Genomic DNA, 24,076 nt, shown 5'->3' with positions numbered 1-24,076 from the left:
AATCGCTGGAGGGAAGTTCACAAATTGTTCTTAAAGCGCGCTATAGCGATATAATTCCCTCCATCGTTATTTCCATACTACCTCCTCTTTATGCGTGAAAGCCTTTATTTGAAAGTGCGAATAAAAGCACGAAAACATTCCATCCTAAAGATATTAAAACGTATATGGGAGGTCTGTTTATGAGGCTCAGGAAGTTAGGTTTTCCGATTTATGGAATGATATTCCTCCTGCTGATATTATTCGGTTGTTCAGAAGGCGGAAGACAATATGGCAAGAGTCCCGACCATACGAATTTCGGTTCTCCTGTCGAAAATGCGACGGATACAGAACGCGCTTATCAAACACAGCAGCTATATGGTCCGGTTGCGCACAATAATACCGCATTGACTTACAACCAATTCTTATCCTATCAACTGAATGCGCTCAATGGGGTCAATACAGCTATCGTTATGACCACAGATAAAAACGCCTATGTCGCTTTGATGATGGACAGCACCGCTACAGGTACAAAAGGGACAACGAAAGAAACAAACAATCAAGGAACAGCAAAAGGCTTTTACAACGATCATAACCCTAACAACGATTACTTGCCCTCAAATGATTTGAATAATGGTTTCAACAACTATGAAACTGCTATCCATCATGATATGCTTTCGCACCGATTCAAACAAACGATTGCCGAGAAAGTCCGCTTGCTGCAGCCCCATATCATGGATGTTTATATTTCGGCAAACCGTGATTTTCTGAATAAAATGAACACCTATGCGCAGGAGACTTGGAAAGGCAACTCCTTAATGCCGTTGTTACCGGATTTCAATCAAACCGTAGAACGTGTCTTTGGGACTGCCCAAGTACTGCCCGAGGATTAAAAATAAACTTGTTATTTGCTGCTTGAAAGCCGGCTCCTGTTTTCATTTGCCTGGCATTCCTGTACAATGGGGAAATCGTCTTTAATATGTAGGAAAAAGGGAGCTGGCCAATTACCCATGTCAAATGGATTTGCCTCATTAGGAATCAGAGAACGTCTTGTTCAAGTTTTACAAGCAGAAGGTGTCGTCGAACCGACCCCTATTCAACGGGAAGCCATCCCAGTTTTATTAAAAGGTACGGATGTTATCGCTCAAGCACAAACAGGTACAGGCAAGACCCTTGCCTTCGTGCTTCCTATATTAGAAACCATTGATGTAGAAAGCCCAGACGTGCAAGCGTTGATTTTAACACCCACACGCGAGCTTGCCATTCAAATTAGCAATGAGCTGAAAAATCTGGTTCCCGTTACCGGAGCTAAGGTTCTCGCAGCTTATGGCGGGCAGGATGTAGAAAAGCAGCTTAGAAAACTGCAAGGGAACATACATATAGTAGTAGGAACACCGGGAAGATTGCTTGATCATCTTCGCCGTGGTTCGATCAACTTCTATAAATTGAAAATACTCGTATTAGATGAAGCGGATCAAATGCTGCACATGGGCTTCCTCCACGAAGTGAAAGATATCATTGCACAAACATCTCCTTATCGCCAGACCCTTCTCTTCTCTGCAACGATGCCTGAGCAAGTTGTTAATTTATCCAAAGCTTATATGAAAGAAGCTAAGGAAATTAAAATCCAAAGCAAGCAAGTCACTTTAACCGAAATTGAACAAGTGCTTGTTCAGACTACAGACCGCGATAAGCAAGATGCTCTTATTGCAGCTATTAAGCAATATAAGCCTTACCTGGCTATGATATTCTGTCGCACCAAGGCCAAAGCTATCGCGCTTAATGAAGTTTTGCAAGAAATTGGCTTAATGTCCGACGAATTGCATGGTGATTTATCACAAGCTAAGCGCGAACAAGTCATGAAGCGTTTCAGAGACGGACGAATCGAGTTATTGGTCGCTACGGATATTGCAGCTCGTGGTCTTGACGTCGAAGGGGTTACTCATATTTTCAACTATGATGTTCCTCAAGACGCGGAAAGCTATATTCACCGTATTGGCCGAACTGGGCGCGCTGGTGAAAAAGGTGTAGCCGTTACTTTTGCTACGCAAAGAGATATGCCAACGATTGAGCTCATTGAAAACGGCATCCGTATGTCACTACGGAATGCGGATCAACAACCTCGCCGCGTTCGCTCCGATAACAAGGAGCATTTTGAACGCGAAGGCAGAGGCTCCGCACGTAAAGGCAGTTTCTCTGGCGGAAGAAATGCTTCCTCCGATCAACGTGGACGCGGCGGAAGATCCGGTGCACGAAGTGAGAACGGTCGTGGGGATAGATCCAATGTTCAATATGGCACTTTAAGCTCGGGACCAAAAAGCGAACGTACAGGAGCTCGTAGAGATACGGCAAGAGGCGAGCGCACAGGAACGCGCACAGCCAAAGTCAACACGGAGCGTAATCCAAATACATGGGGACGCGGTGAAAGTAAAGAACGGACAACAGCTAACGGAGCTCCTGCCCGCAGTGATAATATGAGCGCTGCAAAAGCTCGCGTTACCCAGTCATGGGGACGGGGAGAATCAGCAGGACGCGGTGAGGGAAGTCCAGAACGCAGCACCACTAGACGATCTGCCCCTCATGGCGATAAATCCTATTCACCTTATAATAAATATGCCGGTACAGGGCGTGACGATGCCGCAAGTGCATCCCGCACCATTCGCGGCGGAAGCGGACGCGGTGATCGTACAGCTCGCGGCGGCGGGTCCCGTAGCGAAAGCGCTGAACGTGGTCCACGCGGCGGAGCACCGCGTGGAGACCAAGCAGCACCTCGCGGTGCTCAAGCTTGGGGACGCGGCGAAAGCACAGAGCGCGGATCGCGCGCTGGGTCACGTGACGCAGCACCTCGCGGTGACAGACCGAGCGCAACGCGCGGCGGAGCGCCACGCAGTGACAGACCGAGTGCGCCTCGCGGTGGAGCTCCGCGCGGTGACAGGCCAAGTGCGCCTCGCGGTGGAGCTCCGCGCGGTGACAGGCCAAGTGCGCCTCGCGGCGGCGGTCGTGGTGGAAAACGCTAGAAGAAGCGTTTTCACAGCAAGCCTTTACCGAACAACGAGAAAGTTGTAAAATATAAGTACCCTCTTCGTATTGGGTTAGGAATTTACGATTTGCACGCCAACCGTTCGACCAGGATTTTTATTCTGGAAGTAATCCTACTCAGACAAGAATCGTTTCATATTGTGGCACGCACGTAGGATTTACCCCCCCACTATTTACCATAAAGGAGGTACATTCCATGTACGCATTAAAGGACAAGGAAATGATTTTTGTATTCACAGGTCCTCACGGGGCCGGTCGTAAAACAGTTGCCGAAATGTCAGGCTCCACCTTGGGGATGAAACAAGTCATTTCTTACACAACGAGACCTCCGCGAGCGACCGAAGAAGATGGTCAAGATTATCACTTTATCTCTCCTGCACAGTTTGCAGAAGCACAAGCAAGCAATGAATTTATTGAAGTCAGTACGGTAAATGATCACTTGTATGGAATCAAGAGCGCCGACATTGAACAGATGTTTCAATCCAGTGGCAGCATTTATTTGATCCTCAATCGTTTTGGTGCCGAAACGCTCAAAAAGCTGTACGGCGATCATGTCGTCCAAATTTTCATTTATGCCGATGAGGAAAAACTCCAACAACGTATGAAAGAAAGCGGTGACTCGGAAGAGATTATTCGTAAGTATCTTTCCTACTACGAGGATGAACTCGCTTATCGTGATCAATGTGAACATGTTTTTGAAAATGTGGATTTGGCTCACACCGTTTTCGACCTCACCAAAACATTAGATCATTACTTAAACCGTAATCTAGTTGACTTAGATTAATTAGCAAACACAACCCATAACAGGCCTGGACGAAAGCAAACGTCCGGGTCTTTTGACGTAACATCAGACTATGCCTTTTCAGAAAGGAGTTCCTTCGTAGTTATGAAAATCGTATCTATAGAACCAACACCAAGTCCTAATTCGATGAAGCTCAACATGGATGAATCTCTTCCCGCTGGTGTAAGAATGACCTATACCAAAGTGAATAGCGCGGAAGCATCCTCCACGATCTCACAATTGCTCGCTGTGCAAGGGGTTATCAGCATCTTTCATGCGGCTGATTTTATTGCTGTTGATCGAACCTCAAAGGGAGATTGGCAATTCATTCTTGCCAAAGCGCGTGAGATTTTCGGGGAGGCACAGCCTTCCGCTACCGGCGGGTTACCGCCGGAACAAGCTGCCTCTGAAGCTGCATTCGGCGAGGCTCAAGTACTCGTGCAGATGTTTCGCGGCATCCCTCTACAGGTGAGGGTGCGCGCTGGCTCCGAGGAAGCGCGTCTGGCTATGCCGGACCGCTTCACGCAAGCCGCTATCCGCGCAGGTACGGCTTCGCCGAACCTGATCAAGGAGCGGAAGCTCGAAGAGCTCGGCGTTCGCTACGGCGAGCTCAAAGACATCGCGGGCGAAGTCGTCCAGGAGCTGGACGCTTCTTACGACGACGCCCGCGTAGAAGCTCTGGTCTTCCTAGCGATGCAGGAGACCACAGACGAAGAGCCCGCGGAAACGTCCGCAGGCGAAGATACATTAGCCGCAGCAGCCGAGCAGCTGCGCCACAGCGACTGGAAGCTGCGCTATGCCGCGCTTCAGAAAATCCAGCCGTCGCTAACGACACTGCCTCTCCTCGTCCATGCTTTGCAGGACGAGAATACGTCGATTCGGCGACTGGCCACTGTATACCTCGGCGATATCAAAGAGCCCGAGGTATTGCCCTTCCTGTATCGTGCGCTTGAGGACGCTACGCCTTCCGTGCGACGAACAGCGGGGGACACGCTGTCCGACATCGGAGATCCAGCCGCTATGCCAGCCATGGCAAAAGCGCTGCGAGATCGCAACAAGCTGGTTCGCTGGCGCGCCGCTCGTTTCCTCTATGAAGTTGGCGATGCATCCGTGCTGAGGGAGCTAAAAGCAGCAATAGACGACCCCGAATTCGAAGTGCGTATGCAGGTAAAAATAGCAGTGGAACGTATCGAAGGCGGTCATGCCGCTGAAGGCTCCGTCTGGCAGCAAATGACACGCAGAAATGAATAAATGCTTTTATAAATAGAAAAAGCACGAATGCCATCCCCTGCTTCGGATGACATTCGTGCCTTTTTTTATCCTTTATGTCTTAGGCGCCTCCTGCTTCGGACGAATGGCAATCAACGCCAACACCGCGGCCACGACACAACAAGCAGCAATCGAGTAAAACATCGTGCCCGGGGAATGCTTGATCAATAATGAAGCAACAGGCGGGCCTGCAGCGACACCAATAAAACGCATGGAACTGTACAATGAAGTAATCGTTCCGCGCTCTTCTTTTTCAATCCCTTCCGTAATCATGGCGTCCAGACAAGGCAGCGCTGCTCCGATACCGACTCCTGACAGACTCAGCAAAGCAATCAATAGGTACATGTTCTGTATCAATGCGCAAACCAGTATACAGACAGACAATATAGCAATCCCTAAGAATGTGATCCACTTCATCTTCTTTTTGTTCTGACCGATCCTTTTTCCTGTCAAGAAAGAAGCCGTGCATAGCGCAGCTAAGGGGATAGCCAACACACAGCCTTTCAAAATCCCTTTCAGCTGATACTGATCTTCAAGCACATCCGACAAATAAAATAATGTACCAAACACAACGAACATACAGATGCCGCCAATAGCAAAAATGGCGTATAACCATCTTCCCTTTTGACGAAAAATGACGGTTAGCGAGGTTAGAAAGCTTCTGAAGCTTTTGGACTGAGGATCAGCTTTAGCTTCTTTTCCGCTGTTCGTTGCCTTAGGCATCTTCACTAAAAACCAAACCAACACTGCTGAAATCACGCTGAACACAGGAATCGCCAGAAAGGGTAAATACCACAACCATACAGCCAAAGCTGATCCTAAGATAGGACTTAATACTTTACCTAGTGTGTTCGAGGTCTCGATCATACCTAGCCCTGCGCTAACATCATCTTCTTTACGAAATAAATCGCCGACCAAAGGCAATACGATAGGGGCCGCTCCCGCTGCACCCACTCCCTGTAAAAATCGCCCAACTAAAATCATGATATAAGGCTGCTGCATCCACATTGCTGCTAATCCCGACACCAATCCCCCCGCTCCTGCAATGATCAAGCTGGGTATGATGACTACTTTACGCCCGAACTTATCGGACAAGTAACCGGCAATGGGTATTAATACAATAGCGATGGCTGAATAGACGGTGATCATCAGACTAACCTGGAGCGATGAAATACCAAGCTTGTCACGAATCGCCGGAAGCACAGGAATGAGCATCGAATTCCCAAGTGTCATGATAAGCGGTATGGATGCAATAGATAGGAGATCCCACTTCTTACCTTTCTCCATGTATAGAACACCTATCCTTATTCCAATCTATGGCGCTCTCATCTCGGGTTTACCCGTCGATGCCTTAACCTTTCTACTATTCCCTCTACAATTGGATACATACCTCCTTCGTTCTTATTTGGCATACTGCTTAAAATACATGATTCTTTCCATAATCGTTGGATGTGAACCGCGAAACCATTGTATGAGCTTAGGTTGTGTGACAGGACTTAAGTTTTGTTTCGCGATTTGTTGAAAAGCATGAATGGCTGAATCTCCGTCTCCAGTCATTTTCATCGCATAAACATCCGCTCGATGTTCAAGAATGCGCGAGAACGCGTTTTGCGCAGGTGCGGATGCGAAATTCATCAAGGTTAAGATCATTAGCAAGATCGGGAGCGCAGCCAAATCATTGTCTCCACGAATTCCCCAGTGAGCGCCCCATCTGTTAATAAAAAAACGATACATATGGCATGCAAGCCAGAAACCAATCAGACTTAAAAGTAGTCCATAGGCGATTCCCCAGTAAATATGCCGCTCTACATAATGCCCCATCTCGTGAGCCATAACTGTCAAAATCTCTTTTGGCTGAAGCTTATTAAGAATTGTATCCCATAATACGATCCTAGCATTGTCACCAATCCCGTTCACATAAGCATTGATCGTGGTCGTACGTTCGGACATATTGACTTCATAAACCTGATCTGTCGGTATATGAGATTGCGCGGCAAGGTGAAGAATTTGTGCTTTTAGTTCTTGGTCCTGAAGGGGCTGAAAATCATTATAAAGCGGATCAAGCAACACCGGCTGGATAAATGTGATGAACAGAATAATTGGAATAGAAACTGTCCAGAGCCAAAGCCACCAACGTCCCGGACTTCGCTTTAGCATCCACCTGAATAAACCAACCATGAAAAGGGTCCCAAGTCCATTAATCACAAAGTCTTTCCCGTGATCCGTCCAGAACGTCATGGTCGTTTCATTCGATACTCCGTAGCGATGATCCACTACGAATAAGAGGTAATCGAGCGGTAACAACAGCACTCCCAATAACCCTGTAAAAAGGATAATGAACGCGATCATTTGCAGCCAAGAACGTACAAACCATTTTTCAACGAACTTACGGAGCCTTACACCGACCCCAAGCAATAAAATGAGAAGTCCAATTTCCAAGGGAGCATTTATGAAATAAGCAAGTGAACGAATTCGTGACAACGACTCTGACTTGGCAATCTCTTCATTGGTCATGAAGGTATGCGGATCAGCTGCTGTACCTACGAGTGTATAAGGAATGTGAAATAAGTCAGCTTTCCATACATATAAGCTTATGAGTAAGGCATAGGCCCCAAACACAAGGATGAGCAGCATATAAAGTCGTTTCATAGCTTCTCCTCTCCATTCTCTGTTAAGGATTGGAAATCATAAACTGCTCAAGCTTGGACCTTATCGCAGAGGGCAATGGCTCTTGCAGAAGCTTCGTACAAATATCTGGATGCCAACCATTCACTTTTAAATATGTCCATAGCAGCTCTGCCTTATGAGGTCGCATCATAAGCTCATAAGCAACTGCCCATACCTCGGGACTGGCTATAGCTAGTCCCTTCCATATATGCGCTGAGATGGCAGGCAGCCGCGCGATCCCGCTATCGGTTTTGAGCTGAAAGGAACCAATAATTTCAATCGGTTTATCATCTGTTTGGACAAGTAAACGATATTGACTGTTAAACGGTTCATCACCGCTTGGAAGCACCTCAATTCGTTCCTTGTATAAGCTTGCAATCAACGCATCAAGCGGAGCCTCTGTCATGACATCCCAATCATTCATGGCAGAAATAAGACCTAAGCTTAACAATAGACCACTTCCGCCAATAGCGTACGAAATCCCTTTACTATGTATAGCTTCCGTTACTCGGTATATATGTCTCATGATGCGTAGTATCCTTTCTGTTCATATCACTGTTGTTTTTTGTGCCATAAATCGTAGAAAATCGTTCGCTTCGAGCGGTTTGCTCAGAAAATAACCTTGTATCTCATCGCATCCAAATTCAGATAATTTCTCCCATTGCTCGAACGCTTCTACACCTTCAGCGATTACCCGCTTTCCTAAGCTATGCGATACATCAATCATTGTATGAACGATGGCCTCATCATGAGCACTGTGCAGCATATCTTTTACAAATGAACGATCTATTTTAACAGAATGGACGGCAATTCTCTTTAAAAAGGGAAGCGACGAGTAGCCTGTTCTAAAGTCATCAATGGAAAGTTTCACTCCAAGACTTTGAATAGCGTGACAAATACCCACCACCTCTTCGTTTTGGTATATCCCTCTATGCTCTTTGATTTCCAAACAGAGCTGGCCCGGAAGAATACCCGTTCGTCGAATGGTCTCAGAAACTTTTTCAGGAAATTCAGCATTACTCAATTGCCTCGGGGATAAATGAATAGACATCAGAATTCCATCCAAGCCTTCCTGCATCCAACTTTGCAATTGTCGGCAAGCCGTATCTAATACCCAGTAATCGATATCCATCATATTACCGGACTCTTCTGCCATTGGAATAAAATCTTCAGCCGCTAACAGACCAATTCCCGGACGAATCCACCGAATCAAAGCCTCAACGCCGATAATTCGACTTGTCCCAAGTTCTAACTGTGGCTGGTAGTGAAGTGAGAATTCACCTTCTTCCAGTCCCTTTCTCACACTTAAATTCATACAATAGTGTGCCTGCTCCTCACGGCGCAAGGATGGTTTAAAAATAACAAAATGGTTATTCCCTTGTCTCCTTGCCTCATACATCGCCATCTCTGCATACTGCAATAGCTCGTCTGCATGCTCCCCATGCTCAGGGGTTAGACAGATTCCCATACTCACGGTAATGTTGATTGGGTTTCCTTCATAAACGAAGGTTTCTTTGAAAGTATTCATAATTCTGTTGGCTAGGGAATCAATAGAAGCCCTATCTTCCATATCTGGAACGATGAGTGCAAATTCATTCTCTCCTAATCTTGAAATCAACGCCTCTGAGGGCGAAACCGATTTCAAACTCTTAGCTGCATATTGAAGTAACCGATCGCCTAAGACATTGCTTTCTGTTAGACTGATTTGTTTACATTTATCTATATCCAGCACGAAAATGACTGCTTTACCCCCATCGACTTGATGAATATAGGCCTCTACCTGCTTCTGAAAATAAAAACGATTACTTAATCCCGTTAAGGAATCGTGGGAAGCTAAATATTTTACTTTATCTTCGGCTTCTCTCCCTTTCGAAACATCCGTTATCACCATATATTGCAAAATTTCTCCCCGAGACTCCATATACTGGCGCTCGACCTTCACTTCTTTCCTGCTCCCTGTTCGGGTTATCACCGTATGGTCACTAATCAGGAATTGTCCGATAGGTCTGAACATTAGCTCACTTGGCGGATATTCCAGCAGCAGCGCTGTCTGTGGATTCAAGTCCTTAATAATCCCTTGTTGATTGACAATTAGAATAGATAAAGGCGATAATTCATAAAGTATTTGATCGTTATAAGGAATTGTAGGTATAAAATTGTATTTCATCATAGCATAGCGTAAAAATAAGGCAATCCAGAGCGTTGAGAGTATGCCAAGATCCGAAAAATCAAGCTCTTCAAGTAATAAAAAGGACCGATCGTTCATAATAAACGGAAATGACCAAGCATATGAAACGAGGCATCCCAGCATAATCGTGCGAAACTGTTTCCTTTTTATTTGTAATTCAACATGTTTCGTATAACGAAATCCCATGATCGTGACGATCATACAGATAACAATACTATACAAACAGTTTCCGATCATTAGCAGTTGAAAGACATCATTTGAAATCTCGTATACTTGAATTCCATCTGCCTCATACACGGAGAGCCAAGAAGATGGCATGAATACAAGCAAATCGGGGACCAATGATCCATAGCAGATAAGCATGACATGCTTACGGGATAACGCTTTAAATCTCCCCGTTAATCTCAAACAAAAATGCATGACCAAGCATATAAGAATGAACCCAATCAAGTAAGTAAGGCCTAGCGCAATGGATTTTGCAGAGGTTGGCATATTCAAATGACGTGCAAACGTTCCCATGTATAGAATGATCGTTACAAACATAAAGCTAGCTGCGATTTTATTAATTTCTTCCTGTCGATTCTGGTTATACACCTCCAGAGCCATACCAAACAGAAGAAGAATAGGAATAAAATAAAACATCATGGCAAGCCAAATATTAGGCATAGAACTACATCTCACCATCCCTTCCCACATACAAGCAAAAAAAAGGAACCTTGCTTCAAGGCTCCTGATCAACCTAAAAGCGGAAACTGGCTGGCATTCGAATCTCTCGAGTAGCCCCTCTAGCTTTGCGTCCTTGGTTTTCACCAAGTTTGCCTTTATCTCTTTTAACGTACTATTCACTTCTTTTGGACTAGGACTTTATTCCTATTTATTCCTATTTATTTTATAACATGGCTTATAGGTGCCGTCAACTTTTGGCACATTTGTTGATTTTCTCATTTTCCAATGTTGTAATGAAAGAATAGTCAGAAACGGAAGTGTATATGATGAAGTTTATTAGTTACCTTTTAATAATATTCAGCCTTACTGCACTGGTAACCGGCTGTTTCGCTTCTCCTCCTTTGGATGAAATAAGACCTGTTTCCTCAGGAGCAGCCACGATAACAGAGGCACCAACATCCTTACAGATGAAAGCATCAGAAACTGCAACAACAAAGGCGACATCCACCCCCGAGAATGATGTTACTACACTAAAGAAAGAAACGAGTTACCATATAGCCAATACGCCTGAACTCGCTCAATTACCTGAGCTTCCAAACGGCTGTGAAGCCGTTGCCGCTACGATGCTGCTCAATTGGGCAGGACTTTGGGTAACCAAACAGCAAGTGGCAGATGCTCTTCCCAAAGGGGAGATGCCTTATGTCAATGACGACGGTGCATTTATTGGAAGCAATCCGGAAAAAGTTTTTGTAGGCGACCCCTACGATGCAGGGTATGGCATTTATCATGCTCCTATGGCGGAAACGTTAAATCAATTATTGCCCGAACGGATTGTCGACATGTCTGGCTCTACCTTTGAACAATTGCTAAAAACGATTCAATCAGGAACCCCTGTGATGGTTTGGGCTACCGAACAGATGGATGCGCCTTTTTTGGAGTTGGAATGGCAGGATGAGGAGGATCAATTAGTCGAGTGGTATCAACCAGAACATGCGTTGTTGCTGACTGGATGGGATGACGCTTATGCCTATATGAATGACCCTATGACGGGTAAAGAAGAAGCCTACGATATTGCGGAGTTTAGATCCGTGTGGGAGAGCATGGGCTCTCAGGCGATTACGGTGAAATAAAGCTGTACCGGGAAGTAGGAATTACCCAAAGTGAGAGCGGCGGACGCTAGTATAGGAAAAACTGTCAGGCAATTTCCGAGACCGCTGAAAAACTTACGTTTTTTTTATCCTAGTTCAATGCTGTATATAGAAAGACAACTTCTACTCCACTTTTGGGGTAGAAGTTGTCTCTTTTCTTATCCCAGTACCTTCGATGTAACTAACTAAGGGCTTTTTCAGTAGCATCGACCAAGCCCTCGCAGTTTTTGGCGGCTTACGGAAAGGGGTAAGACCTCTGCCTGCCGCTCTCAGCATGTGGAATGCTCTCAGATAACTTGAAAAGTATGACGGAGCGAGAAATCATTCGTCTTGCCTGCACACTCGCTCGTCCGCTGCGCCCCATAGATGTAGCAACTCACTTAAACATCAACCATCGTACCGCTGTCCGAACATTGCAAGTACTCTGCGCAAAGGGCTGGTTTTCTCCAATAGCCGGCGCGGTAGGCACACACGTTGTGCGGTATGAGCTTGGGCGAAGTGCGATGCAGAGACTATAGTTTAAGAAAACCTGCAATTGTACATTTTTAAATAATTCGATTTATCCAGCAGCTTATCATTCATGCGAAAATACACTTTTTCATTCACACTATCTCAAATTAGGACAAAAAAAATCGGAATACCTGTAGATTTGCAAGATTTCCCTACTAAAAAACGATTACAATCGAAAATAACTGCACTCTTACAGTTTAAGAGCAGCGCTGAACTAAAAAGCGCCATTCTACATTGCAGTGACATTTATTTAGCTTCTTGTTACGCGGTATGAACAGCCGTATTTTCTGACTGTGTTTCTTCTTTTTTAATCGGCATGGTGAAACGAAGCGGACCTGCTATGAAAACAGCGCCTAAACCAACGATAGCAAATACGATACACAAGATGAATCCATGATTGATCGCTGTTCCTAAAGAATCGCGGATAAAATTCAGTGTTTCTTTGGGCAGTGTTGAACCTGCGCGAATTAACTGATCCGGATTCGCAAGCTTTGCCACCTGCTCGAGCGGCATATTATTTTGGGCTGCGCCTACTTCAATGATGCTCTTATACTCACTATTTACGATAGTCGCCATGATGGATGCGCCTAGAACCCCGCCAATATTGCGCCAGAACCCTACAATGGAGGAACTGATTCCTATATATTTGCGATCGACGCTAAGGGCAACCGCATTTTGTGCAACCGACATCAGAGGTCCAATAGCTCCTACCCCAAGAATAACCATCAATAAGATCATATACCACTTACTGGCATCATGACTAACTACGCTGAGCAGATAACCTACGACAATTCCCGCGACCATACTATAAGCAATAACTGAGCGGAAACTGACAAAACGCTGGATAGCTCCAAATAATACCGCACCGACCATTAAAGAAAACATCATGGGCGTCAGCAGACCGTTGGAATTGGCGCTTCCCAAAACCGCTGTTGAAAAAATCGGCAGGTAAGCGATCGCAGAGAACATAATCCCGCCTTGGCACAGACAGGCAAGCATCATACCCACAACCATCCTATTTTTGAATAATGGCAATGGAAGTATCGGTTCCTGAGCCTTCCGTTCTACCAGAACAAATAGGAAGCCGATAACGAGAGCAATCGCGAGCAAGCTAATAATTTGCCAAGATGACCAGGCATAATCTTTACCGCCAAATTCCAGGGCAAGCAGAAGTGAAACGGTAGAAATAATTAAAAACAGTGTCCCGATGTAATCAATCTTCGGACGTCGATCCGAACGCGTTTCCTTGAGCGCGAGAAGAAGAACAATGAAGGAGAGTATGCCTAGCGGCAGATTGACATAGAAACACCAACGCCAGCCCCAATTTTCGGCAAGAAATGTTCCTATCTGCGGTCCTGCAACAGAAGACAATCCGAATATCGCCGCGAATACCCCCGAAAGCTTAGCAGCCTGTTTAGGATCAGCCAAAATCGTAAAAATAATGGTAAAGCTGATTGGAAATATCGCTCCGGAGCCGACCCCTTGAATGGCCCGGTAAATAATAAGCTGTGTCATATCTTGCGCCGTGCCGCATAAGGCTGAACCGACCAGAAAAATACCGATCCCGATCAAATAAAACAGCTTTCTGCCGAACATATCGGACAGCTTGCCAAACACAAGCATCGTGCTTGTAGAAGCGAGCATGTAGGCCGTGAAAACCCAGCTGATTTTATCAAATCCATTAATATCGCCGATAATATGACTAATCGCAGCCGATGTAATTGTATTGTCTAATGCTGACATCAATAGCCCTAACGCCATGGCCAAAATGATAAGTCCTGTTTTCTTTTTATCCACGTTTATTCGTCTCCTTTTTCTTCAGCTATATGCTTTAATCTGTTCAATCCGTTCGTCAATGTTTGAATAAGAGTCGCCGTATTCTCAATCCCAATTTGAATACATATTTCTTGGGTGGGGGACATCGTTGGTTGCCATAGTTTATAATTCGCCTCTAAACGTTCCAATTCTTCATTCGCCCTCGCTAGATCAAGCTCGAGACTGCTGATGATGACTTCTCTTTCCACAAACTCGCCAAAATACAACCGAATCATCCGATCAGACTTATATTCATCCGCTAGAACGGGACTGTTCATGTAAGTCTTAAAATGAGTTTTCCCTAAGTCTGTAATGGTAAATATGTTTTTATTCGGCCTTCCTTCTTGCAGAACACTTTCCTTCGTGATTAGCCCTTCCTTCTCCATTTTGCTGAGTGTCGGATAAATTGTGCCATAGCTGGCATTATAGAAGTAAGAAAATATCGTCTCCAGCAAATGCTTAATCTCATATCCGGTTAACCCGCGCTTCATTAACATACCTAGAATGACATCCTGACTAGTCATGCTGCTTCCTCCTCCATTTTTCTTTTCTTGCTTTTAATTTAACAGAATACATATATCGAGTCAATATATAACTGTAAATAATATAACATCATGATATATGAATTTCAAAAGATTAAAAAAGCATGTCCCGCTCCTTCTTTCAGGAACTGAACATGCTTATCAATTTTATAAGGGATCGATCTGAACGGCCGCTTGCTTGCCGCTTAATTGAATACCTGTTTTTTTACGTCCATGCGGGCTTAAATCCTTGATGAGCTCCTCAAGAAGCTCTTTGGCTTTGGTTCCTTCTTTGCCGGAAATTTTCACGACTAGCTGCACGGCATCTCCACCGAGAAGAATGCGCTCTGCCTGCTGACGCTTCGTCGCAAGATCGTGGTCTTCAATGTGCGGCGTCAACCGCAGTTCCTTCACCTTCGGTGCCTGTTCTCGCTTGCGAGCCTGCTGCTTATCCTGCAGCGCTTCTTGCTTCGCTATACCTGCACCCATGAGCTTGCAAGGCGGCGGGCTGCTCATCAGTGACGTGCAAATCAGGTCTACCTTCAGCTGCTTCGCCAGAGCCAGAGCTTCCTTCGTCGACATGACGCCTAGATCTTCACCCTGCAAACCAGTGACATGCACTTCAGATGCTTTAATTTTCTCATTCTTAATCATTGTGATTCCACCTAATCTTTCGCTATAATGAACCCAGTAACCTGACGCAATTAAGGAGATGTCCATTCAATATGAATAATAAAGAATTAGAAGAACAAATGATTCGCAATTATCAGCGCGAAGAGCATATGATGATTCTCGTATTTGCACAGTGGTGTATTAATCAAGGTCTAGATCCAACCGAGCTGTATCTGCGCGCCTACCCGGATCAACCTAACAATGCGGCCTTGCAGCAAGCGCTGGATCTAACCGTACCCAGAGACGAAGCCGGCGAGGTGCCCGATGATACCTTACTTGGCGTTTTGTCCCTGTTTGGCAACGAAGACCTCGCTTTCATCGTCACCCAGGAAATCGACAAACGGCCGAAACACCATGGTTAATTCAGACATCCTGGGAATCGCTGAACTTCACATCAAGCAAGTCTGAAGGCTTCGGCTAACAATTCGAGCGTTCTCAGTCTCGTTTCCAAATGATAGCCACCTGTCACAACCATAACTTCATCTACTTGATAACTCTCTGCCAGACGGAGAAGCTGCATTCTGACTTGATTCGGATCGCCAATGATCATTCGCGAGCGATTATCTCTTAGACGGGTTTGATCCCAATCCGAATACGCATAAAGTTCGGCTTCCTCGGGCGACTTCACACTGGTGAATTCGCCCTTTTCTGTTTGCAAAATGCGCAAATCGATTGAAGACGCAAGCGCCTCCGCTTCTGCCGCAGTTTCAGCGCACAGGACATAAATACAAACCGTTGCCTGCGGCACCACGTTAAGCGCTGACGATCGGAACGAGCTGCGGTAGCTGCGCACCGCATGCTGCCCTCCCGCTCCGTTGATGAAGTGCGCAAAGCAGAACGCTGCGCCTGCTTGAGAAGCATACACCCCACTCTGCCCCGTCGAGCCGAGCAGCCACACCTGGGGCATCGATGGCACCAACGGCGTGGCGCGGATGCCCTCGAAGACGTGCCCGGGTTCCACTGAATCGCTAAGGAACCCAAGCAAATCCGTGACTTGAGCCGGGAACCGCTCAAGTCCCTCGAACAAATCTGCACTGACGCCTCGCAGCGCTTTGGCCGTATGCGGCGTGCCGCCTGGCGAACGCCCGATGCCAAGGTCGATCCGGCCTGGGTAAAGCGCCTCCAGCATGCGGAAATTTTCGGCGACCTTGTACGCGCTGTAATGAGGCAGCAGGACGCCGCCGGAGCCTAGCCGGATACGCTGCGTACGGGCGGCCAGCGTAGAGATCAACACCTCCGGAGAGGAACCGGCAAGACCCGTCGAGTTATGATGCTCAGACACCCAGAATCGGGTGAATCCTAGACGATCTGCTGCTTGAGCTAATTGAATGGTTTGCTGCAATGCTTCACTATGAGTGAACCCGGAGGATACCGGTGACTGATCAAGAATACTTAACTTCAGCACATACATCCCTTCTTTCTGAGTCATCTGCCGATGATTTTGATTATACAACGCTCACTCCCAAAAGAAAAAGGACAAGCCCCAAAAGGCTATGTCCTGATCCGTTAAGATTACGTAAATGACTGCGATTAACTACGATAATGATTATTTCAACTCTGCGATCAGACGATCTACTTCACCGTTAGGCGTATTCAAGGATTCATAGACATTGACGATCACATTGTTTTGAATTTGGTCCGTATTCAAGTTGCTGAAAACTAAGGTTTGCTTGCCGTTCACTAACCGATCTGTTCCCGTGAAAGGAAAGCTTTTGGAACCCAGAATACTCCCCGAAGCATCCACTAGCTCAAATTTCAATTTGGCAAAATTCGCATCGACCAATACCTGTGGATCACGAAGGAGATCCATAAACAATTGTAATCTGTACGTATAATTGATCGCAATCGTCTGCCCAGGCGATGTAACCTGCGCTAAGTAATAATCCTTAATATTGACAGTGTATGGGTAGAGAGAAATTTTATGCCTATCCTCTTGACCTTGTGTATACACTTGGAAAGCGGCAATGGTCGATTTGTAGGCCGATGCAGAATCCACATTTGCTGCTTTTACCGCATTTTGCAATTTCATCGTGAAGGATTCGCTAGTTTCCGTAACCGGCAATACGAACGAATAGCTAACGACTGTGGATGTCCCAGGAGCTACCGCTTTCTGCACATCACTTTGTCTGGAGCCGGTATAGTCATAACCCGTTGAGCTCGACAACGCCGTCTGGAATGCTGGGACAGGTATATCCTTGAGTCCTTTATTGGTCAACTTGAATTTGGCAAAAGCTAGCTTGCTGCCTTGATCCTTATTATCTGCGACGTGAAGCTCTGTCAACGATACATCCAGATCTGGATGTATGACATCATTCCACTTTTCAAAATGAATAGGAATTCCGTACGTATAGCCATTTGCTGCTGCCTTCTCAGTGGATAAGGCAACATTTAGTTTACCGATGTTGAACGTGGATGTCTTCACATTGCCCGCAGTATCCGTTTGGGTGAAGCTCTGCGTTGTCAACACATTGAGGCTATCCAGCACCGTATCCATTTCGGTATGAATCGCAAAATGAATCGTTTTGCTTTCTCCGGGTTCAATCGATACCGAATCGGTTTCTACCAGCTTACCTGCGTAAAGTGTTGTTCCCGCTTTGCCATCAAGGGCGAGAGCAGGCACCGTTTCCGTTTGATCTGTTGGATTGCTGACTAACAACTTCACTGTATATACAGCGCCATCACTGCTGTTGCTTTTGTTTACATCCACGGTTTGATAATGAAGCGGTGACTCCAATGTCGGAATCGTGAAGTCTTCTCCCCACTTCTTGATCTGTGAAGCCTCTTTGAACTCACCCCGATTGCCGTTCCAAACCGTTCCGTTCATGGACGCCGTCAACAGTGTTGTCTCCTGCTTCGGATACACATCATAGTTCACGTCGATGAGTGATAAATCGCTCAGATTGACTTCTGTTTGGCGGTTCACGACTTTCATGTACGTTAATTCCACTTCCGAGTCAGGCTGAACACCATGTGCATTGCTGCTGCTTGCGCGTAACGTGTAGGAAATACCATCAACGGTTCTCACTCTGAGCTCATAGTCAGGAATACGCAGTATTTGACCACTTGTATTACTTAGGCGAATAACGGCCCCTAAGCGAACACCGCTGGATGTCTTTTCATTATAAACACCCTCCACAGTGGCATGAAGACCTTCGCTTAAAGAATAAACAACTGCTGCTGTTGGCGCAGCTGGGCCATCTGTCCCGCTAGCCAACGCCGGAATCCCCGACATCAACAGCGAAGAAGATAGCACCAGCGTCATTGCCACTTGTTTGAATTGGACCATTGTGTTTCCTCCCAAGAGTTTTCTATCTTTTACATCTCAATCATGACATGGTGCTGTGAATCGGCCCCCGCGCTTTCCTGAGCGGCGACTTCCTTTTGTTTCTTTTTCTGTCTCATGAAAAAAACGAGCACAATCGCCACAAAGGCCGGAATGGCTGAAAGCATTAACGTGTCTGCAATGGCTCTGGTCAACGCTTCTTTTTGCACTAAACCATATAAGACACCTACCACACCGCCGGCTGCCGAGCTGGAATCCGTTCCAAGCTCCATATAACGATGGACAACATTTGTTTGCAAGTCGGCATAAGCAGGCGTATTAGTTGAGATCGCCTCATTAAATCTGGTGCCGAACTGTGTCGTTTTGTTATTCATAATACTTGTCAGCATCGCAATACCTAACGATGCCATGACGTTTCGAATGACGTTAGATACCGATGAGGCTCTGCCAATTAAATGATTGGGCAGTGTGTTCATGCCCGCCGAAGACAACGGCATCATACATAGACCAATCCCAATACCACGGATAATGAGCAGACCGCTAATCCAATGTGTCGACGTGTCTTGAGAAAGCACATGCAGCTCCAATGTCGTACAGCCAATAATCGCCAAGCCCGCAATACCTAGCGGCACGACGCCATATTTCGAGACGAGCTTACCCGCTATGGGCATCATGAAAGCCATAGCAATGGATTGCGGCATCATGACAAGTCCTGTTTGCATGGGCGTCAGACCGCTCACATTCTGCATAAATATCGGCATCATATAAATACCGCCCTGCATGGAAATCATGACAAAGCTGGAGGCAGCCAAACTCAGCGTAAATATCGGGTTTTTGAATAAACGGAAGTCCATAATCGGATTTTCTTTACCTAATTCAACCCATATCAATAAAATAAAACTCGAAATCGAAATAAAGAATAAACTCACGATATACAACGACGACCAACCGTCAGATTGCCCATCCGTTAAGGCGAGCAGCAAGGTACTGAATACGATCATGCACAAAATACTGCCGACAAAATCGAATTTAAGCCCCTCTCTTTTGGGCGTCTCCTTCAGAATAATCATGCCAAGCACGACGGCAATAATACCAATAGGAACGTTGATGTAAAAAAGATAACGCCAGCTGAAATTATCGACTAAATATCCGCTCAAGGTAGGACCCATAGCAGGCGCCGCCATCGCGGCAATTCCCCATATACCCATGGCAACCTGAATTTTGCTGCGGGGCATAATTTGGTACAGCATAGCCATCCCAACCGGCATAATGAAGCCCCCGCCAAGCCCTTGAATAATCCGAAATACAATTAAACTTGTATCGCTCCAAGCTAATCCGCAAAGAATCGACCCGATGATGAAAGCGACCACTGTCGTTAAAAAAGTCGTTTTGTATCCGAAACGATCCGATAAAAAACCGCCCATGGGAACGACTACCGCCGAAGCCAGCATATAGCCGGTTACCACCCATTCAATCTCCGTTGAGGTCGATCCAAACACGGCCATCAGCTTCGGGATCGCCACGTTCATCAAGCTGTTGTCTAGAATTGCAAGGAACGTGCCGAGAATAAGCACTAACAGGGCAAGCCATTGGTAGCCCGTTATTTTCTCTTCTTGCTGCTCAACCGCCGGAATTGCCTGTTCAGTAGCTGTTGCTGTTGTAGCCATTGTTACAGCCCCCTCTACTCGGCATGAACCTTAGCGCCGTCAGTTAGCTTATCACCCGGATTCAACACAACTTTATCATTAGGTTTCAAAGCGGCATCCCCCTTGAGGTATACCCAATCTTGATTTTTCTCGTCTGTTTGTATATCAACGGGATGAACCGTGTCACCGCTAAGTTTATAAACAGTCGCTTTGCCGTCTTTTTGCACAATCGCCGCTTTTGGAATCTCCAAACGACTTTCGCTGCTGCTTCCTCCGAAAGCAACACTGGCTACCGCTCCAGCATGAAGAGCGCCATCCGGATTACTTACAGTCAGCTTCACAGGGAACGTATTATTGTTCGTATCCGAAACCGGGCTCACGAACGTAATGGTGCCTTCAAACGTTTTGCCAGGTATGCTAGGTACCGTCACAGTCCCTTTCGCCCCTTGTTTAATGGCATTAACCATACCCTCGGGCACACTGACTTCCACCTTTACTTGATCCATGCTGACAACCGTCAGCAGCGGTGCTCCGGCTTGTGCCATTTCACCGACATTCACGCTCTTTTTCACTATCACACCATCGATAGGTGCAATGACGCCAGCGTTTTTCACCGCATTTTGAGCTAAGTTCAGGGATGCCTGCTTCGCCGAAACATCCGCTTTGAGTTGCTCCAGCGTATTCGCTGTCGCCCCTTCCTTTGCCAAGCTCAGCTTCGCCACTGCCGCTGACAATTGCGCATTCGCTCCCGATTGCTGGGACACGGCGGCATCATAACCCGCTTTGGCTTTCTCGTAATCCAATGTGATTTTATCCAAGTCATCCTTGGTTACGTCGCCTTGATCATAGAAGTTTTTCGCGTGGTTATAGCCTTTGGATACCAGATCATACGTCGCTTTGGCACTGGATACACCTGCCTGCGCTTGGTTCACAGCCGCTTTGGCTTGCTCCACCATCGCACTCGCCGCTTGTAAATCCTGAGACCGTGTGCCTGCTTCCGTATCAGCCAGCTTTGCTTGCGATGCCGTAAGACCTGCTTGCGCTTGATCCACTTGCTGATTCAAATCCTCGGTATCCAGTTGAACCAGCATATCGCCTTTTTTGACTCTGGCGCCTTCTTCCACTTGAACCGCCGTAATTTTACCCCCCATTTTGAGACGACTTGAACCGTTTGATCAGCGGCTAATTTACCACTGGCGCCCGCAGCATTCGTGCTGCCAAGCGTAATGACTTTAACAGAAGGTAATTGTGCGCTTGCCGCGCTTGTTGGCGAGCCGCTGCAGCCGCTGACGAGCAGGATGGAACCTGCCAGAACACTTAGCGATAGGACGACATTAAGATGTTTTTTCATGGGTGTCACCTTACTCCCCTTTGATATGGATTTTGATCTCTGCGTTCATACCCGGTGCCAGATCCAATCCTTGATTGTCATCGATTGAAACTTTCACATTCATGCGTTGTGTAACTTTGGTGAAGTTGCCGCTGGAGCCCGTTGTTGGCAGCAAAGAAAACGTTGAAGCTGTTGCCTGACCTATCTCCATGACTTTGCCTTTGAATTCAGTTCCGCTATAGGTATCTAAACCAAACGTAACCGTTTGCCCGATATGTATCTTCTTCACTTTCGTTTCATCAATATCAGCCGATACAAATAAAGCATTCTTGTTGACGATCATAGCAATCGATTGCCCCGGCGCTACAACCTCGCCGACCTTGGCTGCAGTTTGAATAACGGTACCTCCGATCGGAGAGCGCAAGGAAGCTTGATCCAATAAGCTGTTGGATAAGTTCGTAATATCCTGCTGGCCTACGATTTGATCAGCAACAACCGTATCCCCTACCTTAATCCCTAACGAATTGATTTTACCGGATATACGCGGCATCACCCGATAGATATCACCCGATATACGAGCATTGTCCGTTGCCACATAATTCGCGCCTTCATACCAGTAGTAGCCACCGATACTTGCACCGCTGATCACCATAACAGTAAGAATAATAATTAAGACCAGTTTACGTTTCATTCCAATCCCTCCAGCTTCTTTTCCATATGTGTAATAAGCGTCTCCACAACGGATTTGCAGTTTGCAAACTGTTCTGGCGTGAACGCATGTTCCAACCCCGCATAAAATTCTTGATTAATCTGATCTAGCTTCGTTTTTTTCAATTGCTGGCAAATGGATGTCGTACTGATCCAAACAGCCCGTCTGTCTTGCACATCTCGCTTGCGCTCAACAAGTCCATCGCGTTCTAACCGATCCACAATGCCTGAGACTGTACTGTTGCTCAAATGCACAGCTTGTGCCAAATCGCCCAGCTTCCTTGGCTCCTTAAGAAACAATTCCCTCAGTATAAACAACTGCGGACCTGTAAGTTCTTCTCGTTGAAATTCGCGATACATGTAAGACATTCGTAATTTATTCAGCCGCGTGAAGTCAGCCATGAGATCTCTTACCTCTTCCACAACACTTCCCCCTTAGCAAATTTCATTTCCAATCTATTTCGGATACGAACATTTCGTATGCGAAATATTCTCGCGTCACCTATCATAACACGCCTCTTTAATTATGGAAATATATACATATGTGAAATCTGTGTGAAATAGAAAAAAAGCCGAAAGCTTCTGCTTTCGACGGTTTGAATTCTCTTCGTTGTGACAGCCCTTCACTTGGACCATTCGCGTAGAATCATGGATTTGTTTGCATGCTTTGAATATTAGCTAGTATCCGAACCACTCGACTATGTAATGTAGTTAAGGAGGATGCCAGCATAGGTATGCAGAATTAATTTAGTACCATCTATATAATACTAATCATTGGAGTGGTCTAGATTTATGAATACGTTTAATGATGATTTCCAAACGTTTACAGCCCGAGATGGCTCGCTGCTTCCTTACCGATACTTTGAGGGGCCCTCCGATACGGTGCTGATTTTTTTGCACGGTATAACAGAACCGAGCCTTTATTTACGCGACTTAGGACGATATTTAGCTCAAAACGGCCTTGCAACCGTGTATCTTCCGGATCTGCGCGGTTACGGCAACAACCCTATCCGTCGCGGGGACATTGACTACGTAGGCCAACTAGACGACGACATAGAGGATCTGTTCCGCCACGTACAGTCGTGTCACACAGATGCACGTATCATTTTTGGAGGCCATTCCGCCGGCGCGCGACTGCCCTAAGGCAAACAATTCGTCCGATTCACGAGGATATCCATGCATACTTGTTGATTGCCCCTGCTCTAAGCCCTAGCTCGCCGTTAAATCGCAAAGATGGTAACGGCAACGAATCCAAAGTCAACGTCCCAAAATATGCTCTACTGATGTTGCTTAACGCAATAGGCATTCATTGGTTTAACCATACGGTTGTTTATCGTAGGCTTACACCTACTGAGAAGCTTCACGGGACCGAATCCTGCAATCTTAGCTATCGACTTGCATTGTCCCGCATGGTCAGTAATCAATATACCAAGCACCTGTCACGGCTGACCCAACCGACCTTCGTTCTCATCGGTGAGGACGATGAAGTGTTCAGCGCCGAAGCATACGAACCACTCTACAGTAAGCACTGCGGAGCCGAGGTTCACGTTATTCCCAATCACAACCACAATGGGGTCATTCAGACTATGGAAGCTCTCGGCAAAGTGGCTCAGTGGTTGCGGGGGGTACTGGAGAAACGCTAGGATACTACTATCAACAAACTTTCAAGAACAAGTCAAGGAGCCACCTCGGTAGCTCCTTTTGTGTTTCCTGATATTTCAAAATATCCCTTAATGCTACTCTGCCCTTTCGTACTCCTTGAACCTCTCATGACTAAAGTCACGAGATTCTTGGGTAGTCTCTTCTAACGAAGAGAAGTTTACCAAGCTATCCCTGTCGTTCCGACAGTTCGTGTAA

23 protein-coding genes and 1 riboswitch are annotated in these 24,076 nt (G+C 46.2%); of the genes, 9 read left to right on the top strand and 14 right to left on the bottom strand.

Features of this window, described 5'->3' with window-relative positions; genetic code table 11:
- Positions 1–179 precede the first annotated feature (179 nt).
- The 4 genes from FU659_RS25630 (at position 180) to FU659_RS25615 (ending at position 5,047) form a co-directional block, all read left to right on the top strand.
- Positions 180–869: a hypothetical protein gene (locus tag FU659_RS25630; protein ID WP_147950167.1), complete on the top strand. Its 690-nt coding sequence runs from the start codon at positions 180–182 to the stop codon at positions 867–869.
- 117 nt (positions 870–986) lie between these two features.
- Complete coding sequence (locus FU659_RS25625) at positions 987–2,993, top strand: DEAD/DEAH box helicase (RefSeq protein ID WP_147950166.1); 2,007 nt, start codon at positions 987–989, stop codon at positions 2,991–2,993.
- A 218-nt stretch (positions 2,994–3,211) separates the two neighbouring features.
- Complete coding sequence (locus tag FU659_RS25620; protein ID WP_147950165.1) at positions 3,212–3,799, top strand: guanylate kinase; 588 nt, start codon at positions 3,212–3,214, stop codon at positions 3,797–3,799.
- Between the two features lie 102 nt (positions 3,800–3,901).
- Positions 3,902–5,047 (top strand): conserved virulence factor C family protein, encoded by a 1,146-nt coding sequence (locus FU659_RS25615; RefSeq protein ID WP_147950164.1) that lies wholly within the window; start codon positions 3,902–3,904, stop codon positions 5,045–5,047.
- Between the two features lie 72 nt (positions 5,048–5,119).
- On the opposite strand, the gene bcbE is transcribed toward FU659_RS25615, so the two are convergent.
- From bcbE to FU659_RS25595, 4 genes are all read right to left on the bottom strand, one after another.
- Positions 5,120–6,352: a bacillibactin exporter BcbE gene (gene bcbE / locus FU659_RS25610; RefSeq protein WP_147950163.1), complete on the bottom strand. Its 1,233-nt coding sequence runs from the start codon at positions 6,350–6,352 to the stop codon at positions 5,120–5,122.
- Positions 6,353–6,466: 114 nt separating this feature from the next.
- Complete coding sequence (locus FU659_RS25605; protein WP_147950162.1) at positions 6,467–7,714, bottom strand: M48 family metallopeptidase; 1,248 nt, start codon at positions 7,712–7,714, stop codon at positions 6,467–6,469.
- Between the two features lie 22 nt (positions 7,715–7,736).
- Complete coding sequence (locus tag FU659_RS25600) at positions 7,737–8,258, bottom strand: hypothetical protein (protein ID WP_147950161.1); 522 nt, start codon at positions 8,256–8,258, stop codon at positions 7,737–7,739.
- A gap of 21 nt (positions 8,259–8,279) precedes the next feature.
- On the bottom strand, positions 8,280–10,586 hold the full coding sequence (locus FU659_RS25595; RefSeq protein WP_187274394.1) for a GGDEF and EAL domain-containing protein: 2,307 nt from the start codon (positions 10,584–10,586) through the stop codon (positions 8,280–8,282).
- Between the two features lie 78 nt (positions 10,587–10,664).
- Positions 10,665–10,750: riboswitch (cyclic di-GMP riboswitch) on the bottom strand.
- A 303-nt stretch (positions 10,751–11,053) separates the two neighbouring features.
- On the opposite strand from FU659_RS25595, the gene FU659_RS25590 reads away from it, so the two are divergent.
- Together FU659_RS25590 and FU659_RS25585 are read left to right on the top strand one after the other, a co-directional pair.
- A complete protein-coding gene (locus FU659_RS25590; RefSeq protein ID WP_187274393.1) occupies positions 11,054–11,716 on the top strand; it encodes a C39 family peptidase in 663 nt (220 codons plus the stop codon).
- Positions 11,717–12,039: 323 nt separating this feature from the next.
- Positions 12,040–12,252 (top strand): hypothetical protein, encoded by a 213-nt coding sequence (locus FU659_RS25585; protein ID WP_187274392.1) that lies wholly within the window; start codon positions 12,040–12,042, stop codon positions 12,250–12,252.
- Between the two features lie 253 nt (positions 12,253–12,505).
- Here the strand turns inward: FU659_RS25585 and FU659_RS25580 are convergent, their stop codons facing one another.
- The 3 genes from FU659_RS25580 to infC form a co-directional block, all read right to left on the bottom strand.
- Positions 12,506–14,041: an MFS transporter gene (locus tag FU659_RS25580; RefSeq protein WP_261808047.1), complete on the bottom strand. Its 1,536-nt coding sequence runs from the start codon at positions 14,039–14,041 to the stop codon at positions 12,506–12,508.
- A 2-nt stretch (positions 14,042–14,043) separates the two neighbouring features.
- Positions 14,044–14,583, bottom strand: coding sequence for a PadR family transcriptional regulator (locus tag FU659_RS25575; protein WP_147950156.1), 540 nt, complete (start codon positions 14,581–14,583; stop codon positions 14,044–14,046).
- A 165-nt stretch (positions 14,584–14,748) separates the two neighbouring features.
- A complete protein-coding gene (infC, locus tag FU659_RS25570) occupies positions 14,749–15,234 on the bottom strand; it encodes a translation initiation factor IF-3 (RefSeq protein WP_147950155.1) in 486 nt (161 codons plus the stop codon).
- 71 nt (positions 15,235–15,305) lie between these two features.
- On the opposite strand from infC, the gene FU659_RS25565 reads away from it, so the two are divergent.
- On the top strand, positions 15,306–15,614 hold the full coding sequence (locus tag FU659_RS25565; RefSeq protein ID WP_147950154.1) for a hypothetical protein: 309 nt from the start codon (positions 15,306–15,308) through the stop codon (positions 15,612–15,614).
- 32 nt (positions 15,615–15,646) lie between these two features.
- Here the strand turns inward: FU659_RS25565 and FU659_RS25560 are convergent, their stop codons facing one another.
- The 7 genes from FU659_RS25560 to FU659_RS25530 all read right to left on the bottom strand — a co-directional run bounded on the left by FU659_RS25560 (position 15,647) and on the right by FU659_RS25530 (position 22,642).
- Positions 15,647–16,657 (bottom strand): LLM class flavin-dependent oxidoreductase, encoded by a 1,011-nt coding sequence (locus FU659_RS25560; protein ID WP_147950184.1) that lies wholly within the window; start codon positions 16,655–16,657, stop codon positions 15,647–15,649.
- A gap of 141 nt (positions 16,658–16,798) precedes the next feature.
- A complete protein-coding gene (locus FU659_RS25555) occupies positions 16,799–18,538 on the bottom strand; it encodes a hypothetical protein (RefSeq protein WP_147950153.1) in 1,740 nt (579 codons plus the stop codon).
- 29 nt (positions 18,539–18,567) lie between these two features.
- Positions 18,568–20,202 (bottom strand): DHA2 family efflux MFS transporter permease subunit, encoded by a 1,635-nt coding sequence (locus FU659_RS25550; protein WP_147950152.1) that lies wholly within the window; start codon positions 20,200–20,202, stop codon positions 18,568–18,570.
- A gap of 14 nt (positions 20,203–20,216) precedes the next feature.
- Positions 20,217–21,332, bottom strand: coding sequence for an efflux RND transporter periplasmic adaptor subunit (locus FU659_RS25545; protein WP_147950151.1), 1,116 nt, complete (start codon positions 21,330–21,332; stop codon positions 20,217–20,219).
- Positions 21,242–21,532: a hypothetical protein gene (locus tag FU659_RS25540; RefSeq protein ID WP_147950150.1), complete on the bottom strand. Its 291-nt coding sequence runs from the start codon at positions 21,530–21,532 to the stop codon at positions 21,242–21,244. The genes FU659_RS25545 and FU659_RS25540 overlap by 91 nt, the downstream gene beginning before the upstream one ends.
- A gap of 10 nt (positions 21,533–21,542) precedes the next feature.
- Complete coding sequence (locus FU659_RS25535) at positions 21,543–22,202, bottom strand: HlyD family secretion protein (protein ID WP_147950149.1); 660 nt, start codon at positions 22,200–22,202, stop codon at positions 21,543–21,545.
- Complete coding sequence (locus tag FU659_RS25530; RefSeq protein WP_147950148.1) at positions 22,199–22,642, bottom strand: MarR family winged helix-turn-helix transcriptional regulator; 444 nt, start codon at positions 22,640–22,642, stop codon at positions 22,199–22,201. Before FU659_RS25530 ends, FU659_RS25535 begins: the two co-directional genes overlap by 4 nt.
- A 369-nt stretch (positions 22,643–23,011) precedes the next feature.
- On the opposite strand from FU659_RS25530, the gene FU659_RS25525 reads away from it, so the two are divergent.
- Entirely contained in the window at positions 23,012–23,362 is a 351-nt protein-coding gene (locus FU659_RS25525; protein WP_147950147.1) for an alpha/beta hydrolase, read from the top strand.
- Positions 23,363–23,406: 44 nt separating this feature from the next.
- A complete protein-coding gene (locus FU659_RS25520; protein WP_147950146.1) occupies positions 23,407–23,862 on the top strand; it encodes an alpha/beta fold hydrolase in 456 nt (151 codons plus the stop codon).
- The last annotated feature ends 214 nt before the right edge of the window (positions 23,863–24,076 follow it).

The sequence above is a fragment of the Paenibacillus sp. N3.4 genome (assembly GCF_008017805.1).
GTDB lineage: Bacteria > Bacillota > Bacilli > Paenibacillales > NBRC-103111 > Paenibacillus_E.
Note: the sequence above shows the minus strand (reverse complement) of the source record. Positions and strands in the feature narration are given on the sequence as shown.

What these genes read in the sequence shown, in the direction of transcription:
- FU659_RS25590 (WP_187274393.1), top strand. Translation starts at nt 11,054, where the DNA reads ATGAAAGCATCAGAAACTGCAACAACAAAGGCGACATCCACCCCCGAG.
- FU659_RS25600 (WP_147950161.1), bottom strand. Translation starts at nt 8,258, where the DNA reads ATGAGACATATATACCGAGTAACGGAAGCTATACATAGTAAAGGGATT.
- FU659_RS25545 (WP_147950151.1), bottom strand. Translation starts at nt 21,332, where the DNA reads ATGGGGGGTAAAATTACGGCGGTTCAAGTGGAAGAAGGCGCCAGAGTC.
- FU659_RS25525 (WP_147950147.1), top strand. Translation starts at nt 23,012, where the DNA reads ATGAATACGTTTAATGATGATTTCCAAACGTTTACAGCCCGAGATGGC.
- FU659_RS25585 (WP_187274392.1), top strand. Translation starts at nt 12,040, where the DNA reads ATGACGGAGCGAGAAATCATTCGTCTTGCCTGCACACTCGCTCGTCCG.
- FU659_RS25620 (WP_147950165.1), top strand. Translation starts at nt 3,212, where the DNA reads ATGTACGCATTAAAGGACAAGGAAATGATTTTTGTATTCACAGGTCCT.
- bcbE (WP_147950163.1), bottom strand. Translation starts at nt 6,352, where the DNA reads ATGGAGAAAGGTAAGAAGTGGGATCTCCTATCTATTGCATCCATACCG.
- FU659_RS25630 (WP_147950167.1), top strand. Translation starts at nt 180, where the DNA reads ATGAGGCTCAGGAAGTTAGGTTTTCCGATTTATGGAATGATATTCCTC.
- infC (WP_147950155.1), bottom strand. Translation starts at nt 15,234, where the DNA reads ATGATTAAGAATGAGAAAATTAAAGCATCTGAAGTGCATGTCACTGGT.
- FU659_RS25625 (WP_147950166.1), top strand. Translation starts at nt 987, where the DNA reads ATGTCAAATGGATTTGCCTCATTAGGAATCAGAGAACGTCTTGTTCAA.
- FU659_RS25535 (WP_147950149.1), bottom strand. Translation starts at nt 22,202, where the DNA reads ATGAAACGTAAACTGGTCTTAATTATTATTCTTACTGTTATGGTGATC.
- FU659_RS25595 (WP_187274394.1), bottom strand. Translation starts at nt 10,586, where the DNA reads ATGCCTAATATTTGGCTTGCCATGATGTTTTATTTTATTCCTATTCTT.
- FU659_RS25565 (WP_147950154.1), top strand. Translation starts at nt 15,306, where the DNA reads ATGAATAATAAAGAATTAGAAGAACAAATGATTCGCAATTATCAGCGC.
- FU659_RS25555 (WP_147950153.1), bottom strand. Translation starts at nt 18,538, where the DNA reads ATGGTCCAATTCAAACAAGTGGCAATGACGCTGGTGCTATCTTCTTCG.
- FU659_RS25615 (WP_147950164.1), top strand. Translation starts at nt 3,902, where the DNA reads ATGAAAATCGTATCTATAGAACCAACACCAAGTCCTAATTCGATGAAG.
- FU659_RS25575 (WP_147950156.1), bottom strand. Translation starts at nt 14,583, where the DNA reads ATGACTAGTCAGGATGTCATTCTAGGTATGTTAATGAAGCGCGGGTTA.
- FU659_RS25550 (WP_147950152.1), bottom strand. Translation starts at nt 20,202, where the DNA reads ATGGCTACAACAGCAACAGCTACTGAACAGGCAATTCCGGCGGTTGAG.
- FU659_RS25605 (WP_147950162.1), bottom strand. Translation starts at nt 7,714, where the DNA reads ATGAAACGACTTTATATGCTGCTCATCCTTGTGTTTGGGGCCTATGCC.
- FU659_RS25540 (WP_147950150.1), bottom strand. Translation starts at nt 21,532, where the DNA reads ATGAAAAAACATCTTAATGTCGTCCTATCGCTAAGTGTTCTGGCAGGT.